This window comes from Rhizobium giardinii bv. giardinii H152 (assembly GCF_000379605.1).
GTDB lineage: Bacteria > Pseudomonadota > Alphaproteobacteria > Rhizobiales > Rhizobiaceae > Pararhizobium > Pararhizobium giardinii.
In genome coordinates this window covers 1-1,295 of record NZ_KB902609.1, presented here as the reverse complement: position 1 = coordinate 1,295, position 1,295 = coordinate 1, and the positions used below count along the sequence as shown (strand labels likewise).

Below are 1,295 nucleotides of genomic sequence, written 5' to 3'. Positions count from 1 at the left end.
CCTGGGAGCGACTATTTCCAGGGTGCTGATTCTTCCGCTGCGCGATGCGCCACCTCTCAACATGCTTCTTATGACCATGATGGTGGGGACAGCGATCCGCGAAAGCATTCGTCTGTTCTTTCCGAACGGGTCCAATCCGCAACGGTTCCCTTCGTTGTTGCCAGCCGGCGGGTATGACTTTCTGGGAGCTTATCTGAGATTGGACGGATTGCTCCTGATCTGTGGAGGCGTGGCATCAATCGCGCTCGTCTATCTGATTATCAACAGAACGCGGTTCGGGTTGGCGATGCGTGCGGTGGCCGAAGATTCAGAGACCGCCAGCATGATGGGCATTAATTTTGAACGCATTGCGCCTCTTACCTTCGCGCTTGGATCCATGACGGCAGGGTTTGCCGGCATCATGTACGGAATCTACTACAGCGAGGTCAGCTACAACATGGGCTTGCTACTGTCTGTCATAGGTTTCTCAGCTGCAATTGTCGGGGGCCTGGGGAACATTTGGGGGGCTATACTCGGAGGATATCTTTTTGCTGCTTTGCAGACTTTGGTTGTCGCGGCGACACCATCTCTGAGTGAATACAAGAACGTCATAGGGTTCGCGATCATGATCATGCTAATTACGTGGCGGCCTACCGGTCTACTGGCCGAACGTACCAGCGAGAGAGTATAGCCATGTATATGTTTGGTACGAAACCGAAGCGAATTGCGGCACTGCTGGCTACATTAATTGCGGCGACTGGAGCCTTGTCGGCAATCATTGAGATAAAAGAAGAAACACTCTTCATTATCGTGTTGCTCGTCGTTATCGCTGGGACATGGATTGCGCATCGCGCAGGACTACTTCTTTCAGCCGAAGTTGCAGCGAAGGAAAAGCCGAATTTACTTCGTGCAGGTCTCCTGGTGTCTGCAATCGTTTTGATCTTCGCCTTGCGAGAAGATATCTTCGGGTTGCTGATGCTGGCGACGATCCTCATCTATGTCCTCGCTTGCTTCGGCCTTACAATCCAGATGGGTTTCGCTGGATTGACGAATTTCGGGGCCGCCGCATTTATGGGGGCAGGCGGTTACACGGTGGCAATGCTTGGTCGCTTCGTCGAGGTGCCGGGCTTGATATCTCTGATTTGCGCAGGCGCAGTGTCCGTCGTGATCGGATTTATTTTGCTGGCCCCGGTTCTTCGAACCCGAGGACACTATGCTGCGCTGACGACACTGGCGTTCAGTGTTATGTTTACGGTTTATGTCGACGCAAGTGATATGCTCGGAGGGCCGCAGGGGATTAAGGTTCCAGGACTGGT

Annotated in this window: 2 protein-coding genes; both read left to right on the top strand. The window is 53.2% G+C overall.

The window, feature by feature from the left end; translation table 11 throughout:
• Window positions 1–670, top strand: a 670-nt coding sequence (locus A3AY_RS0109955) for a branched-chain amino acid ABC transporter permease (RefSeq protein WP_018325533.1), incomplete at its 5' end; no start/stop codon positions are given.
• Window positions 671–672: 2 nt separating this feature from the next.
• The coding region (locus tag A3AY_RS34950) for an ABC transporter permease subunit (RefSeq protein WP_018325532.1) at window positions 673–1,295 on the top strand (623 nt) is incomplete at its 3' end.